Below are 3,413 nucleotides of genomic sequence, written 5' to 3'. Positions count from 1 at the left end.
GCCTCGGCGAGGCCCGCGGCCCGCTCCCGCACCTCGTCGGTCAGCAGCAGCTCCCGGCAGGGCGGGGCCCACAGCCCGTGCTCGGCGACCTCCAGGGACCGCTGGTCGGCGACCTTGAAGTAGCGGATCTCCTCGACCTCGTCGCCCCAGAACTCCACGCGCAGCGGGTGTTCCTCGGTGGGCGGGAACACGTCGAGGATGCCGCCGCGCACCGCGAACTCGCCGCGCTTCTCGACGAGCTCGACGCGGGCGTACGCGGCCGCGGCCAGCGCCTCGGTGACCTCCCCCAGATCCTTGCTCTCACCGTGCCGCAGGCTCACCGGCACCAGGTCCCCGAGCCCCTTGACCTGCGGCTGGAGCACGGAGCGGATCGGCGCGACGACGACGGAGACGGGCCCTGCGGCCGGGTCGTCCTTGCGCGGGTGCACGAGGCGGCGCAGCACGGCGAGCCGCCGGCCCACGGTGTCGCTGCGCGGGGAGAGCCGCTCGTGCGGAAGGGTCTCCCAGGACGGGTACTCGGCGACCTCGTCGGGCGGCAGGAACGACCGCAGCGCGGCGGCCAGGTCCTCGGCCTCCCGGCCGGTGGCGGTGACCGCGAGCACGGTCCGCCCGGTCCTGGCGGCCAGGGCGGCGATGGCGAAGGGCCGTGCGGCGGGCGGTCCGACGAGGTCCACGTGCATCCGGTTGCCGTCCCCGGCCGCGGTGACCGCCTCGGCGAGGGCCGGGTCCCGGGTGACGGCGTCGAGCAGTCCGTGCAGGCTCATGAAAGGAGGCTTCCGTCCGGTGGAGGGGCAACGCGAAGGACCCGACACGTCGCACGGGCCGGGGGTTCCCACCCTACGACGCGCCGGGGTCGCCCGCTCGCGGTATCGGACCCGCCCCGCGGGGACCGTACGGCGCGGGAACGGCACCGGCCCCGGCCCGCTCCGAAGAGCGGACCGGGGCCGGACCTTCCCCCGTGTTTCCCCCGTGGTTCCCCCGTGACGACCGCGCTGCGTCCTACTCGCTCGCGATCGCGTTCAGTACGTTCATCCGCCCCGCCCGGAAGGCCGGGACCAGTGCGGCGAACAGGCCCACCAGGGCCGACCCGGCGAAGACCCCGATGATCGTCGGCCACGGGATCTCCAGGACCTTCATGCCCTGGAGGGCGAGCAGCTGCTGGGCGGTGGCGCCCCAGCCCATGCCCAGCCCGAGGCCCAGCAGCGCGCCGAAGAGGGCGATCACCACCGACTCCAGGCGGATCATGCGGCGCAGCTGGCGGCGGGAGAGGCCGATGGCGCGCATCAGGCCGATCTCGCGGGTCCGCTCGACCACCGAGAGGGCCAGGGTGTTCACGACGCCCAGGACCGCCACGATGATCGCGAGGGCGAGGAGCCCGTAGACCATGTTCAGCAGCGAGCCGACCTGGTCCTTGAGCGCTTCCTTGTAGTCGGTCTGGTTGCGCACCTTGTACTGCGGGTACTGCGCCATGTCGTTCTTGAGCGCGGTGTAGGCGGTGTCCGCCTGCCCGTTCTCGGCCTTGGCCAGCAGCATGAACGGCCGCGGCATCCGGTCGGCGGGCAGGTTCGCCTCGGCGGTGGCCGTGCTGACGTACTTCACGCCCTTGTCGAGGTTGCCGTCGTCGCTGGTGATCGCGGCGACCTTCAGCTCGGTCTCCTTGCCGCCGGCGAAGGCCACCTTCATCCGGTCGCCGACCTTGATCGCGTGCGCCTTGGCGTACTCGGAGCCGACGGACATGGCGCCCGCGGCGTACGCGTCCTCGTGCTCGCCCGCGATCATCTTGCGCCGCACGTCCTGGGCGTACGTCGGGTCGGTGACGCTCAGCTCGTCCTTGGCCGAGCTGCCGTCCGGCGCGGTCAGCTTCACCTCGACGCCCCGGTAGGCGGTGACGTGGGTGAGGCCCTTGGTGGCGCGCATCGCCTGCTCGGCCTGCGGCATCACCGGCTGGCCGTTCTCGGAGGCGACGATGAAGTCCGCGCCGACCGACTTGTCGAGCTCCTCGGTGGCGGAGGCCACCATCGAGGAGCCGACCACCGACAGGCAGGCGACCAGCGCCAGGCCGATCATCAGCGCCGCGGCGGTGGCGCCGGTGCGGCGCGGGTTGCGCAGGGCGTTGCGCTCGGCCAGCCGGCCGATGGAGCCGAAGGGCCGCAGCACCGGGGCGGCCAGCACCCGCACCACGCCGCCCGCGAGCAGCGGGCCGATCACGATGAAGCCGATCAGGGTGAGGACCACGCCCAGGCCGAGCCACATCGACCCGGTGGAGGCCTTGTCGGCCTGCGCGGCCAGGAGCAGCGCGGCGGTGCCTGCGCCGGTGAGGACCAGGCCGAGCACGGCCCGTACGACACCGGTCTTGCGGTCGCCGGGGGTGCCGGCGTCGCGCAGGGCGGCCATCGGGGAGACCTTGCCCGCCCGCAGGGCCGGGACGAGGGCGGAGACCACGGTGACGACGATGCCCAGGACCAGGCCCAGCACCGGGGTGGCGGGCAGGACCGTCAGGTCGTCGGTGGACAGGTGCATGCCCATGCTGCCCATGAGCTTCATCAGGCCGACGGCGATGCCGATGCCCGCGCCGATGCCCAGGACGGAGCCCACGACGCCGAGGAGCAGCGCCTCGACCAGGATCGAGCGGTTGACCTGGCCGCGGTCCGCGCCGATGGCGCGCATCAGGCCGATCTCGCGGGTGCGCTGGGCGACCAGCATCGAGAACGTGTTGAAGATCAGGAAGATGCCGACGAGGAAGGCGATCCCCGCGAAGCCGAGCATCACGTACTTCATGACGTCGAGGAAGGAGCCGACGTCCTTGCGGTTGGAGTCCGCGGCCTCCTTCGCGGTCTGGAGCTTGTAGGTGTCCTTGCCGACCGCGGTGGCGATGTTCTGCTTGAGCCGGTCGTTGCCGACGCCGTCCTTGGCGGTGACGTTGACGTGCGTGAAGGTGCCCGGGGCGCCGAGCAGGCCCGTCTGGGCGGTCGCGGTGTCGAAGTAGACGACGGCCGCACCCGGGTTGGTCACCTTGAAGGCCGCGATGCCGCTGATCCGGGCGCGGATGTCGCCGGGCAGCGCGATGGTGCGCAGCTCATCGCCGAGCTTCAGGTGGTGCTTCTCGGCGGTGTCGGCGTCGACCATCACCTCGGTCGGGCCGCGCGGGGCGTTGCCGGAGGCGATCTTCATGGACTTGAGTTCGTTCTCGCTCCAGTTGCCCGCGATGGTCGGGGCACCGGTGGACGAACCCATGTTCTCGTTCTTGGCGTTGACGACGGTGACCGCCATCGAGACGACGCCGCCCTCGGCGCTGCGGACGCCCTCGGCCTTCTTGACCTGCTCGACGACGGAGGCGTCGTGGGTCTCCGGCTTGCCTCGGCGCGGCGCCCCCCCGCCCGGCCCCGCCCCCCTGGGGGGGGCCGGGTCCTCGG

1 protein-coding gene and 1 pseudogene are annotated in these 3,413 nt (G+C 72.6%); both read right to left on the bottom strand.

Annotation, left to right across the window (positions count from 1 at the left end; translation table 11 throughout):
- Positions 1 to 764 (bottom strand): annotated as a pseudogene (locus ACFXA3_RS38980) (transcription-repair coupling factor); the annotation flags it as partial.
- A gap of 235 nt (positions 765 to 999) precedes the next feature.
- The coding region (locus ACFXA3_RS38975; RefSeq protein ID WP_385195536.1) for an ABC transporter permease at positions 1,000 to 3,413 on the bottom strand (2,414 nt) is incomplete at its 5' end.

This window comes from Streptomyces sp. NPDC059456 (genome assembly GCF_042750055.1).
Taxonomy (GTDB): domain Bacteria; phylum Actinomycetota; class Actinomycetes; order Streptomycetales; family Streptomycetaceae; genus Streptomyces.
Note: the sequence above shows the minus strand (reverse complement) of the source record. Positions and strands in the feature narration are given on the sequence as shown.